Genomic DNA, 244 nt, shown 5'->3' with positions numbered 1-244 from the left:
ACCATTCCGATGACCGAGCGGGTCAAGGAGGTCATCAAGCTGCCTTCCACTGAGGGTCGCCGGCCCAAAGGACCGTTCACCAAGCTCAGCCAGGCACAGTTCCGTGCCATCTGGAACGACGCGAAGGCCGAAGTCGGGCTCGGCGCCGACGATCAGGTGGTGCCGCACATACTGCGCCATACCTGCGCCTCGCGCCTTGTCCAGGGCGGCATCGACATCCGGCGCGTGCAGATGTGGCTCGGCC

Annotated in this window: 1 protein-coding gene; it reads left to right on the top strand. The window is 65.6% G+C overall.

Features of this window, described 5'->3' with window-relative positions; all coding sequences use genetic code 11:
* On the top strand, window positions 1-244 hold a 244-nt coding region (locus tag EOB49_RS35695), incomplete at both ends, for a tyrosine-type recombinase/integrase (RefSeq protein ID WP_164782022.1).

This window comes from Mesorhizobium sp. M7A.F.Ca.MR.148.00.0.0, assembly GCF_003997735.1.
In the GTDB taxonomy this organism is placed as follows: Bacteria; Pseudomonadota; Alphaproteobacteria; order Rhizobiales; family Rhizobiaceae; genus Mesorhizobium.
The sequence above is the reverse complement of the archived record's forward strand: the minus strand, read 5'-3'. Positions and strand labels throughout refer to the sequence as shown.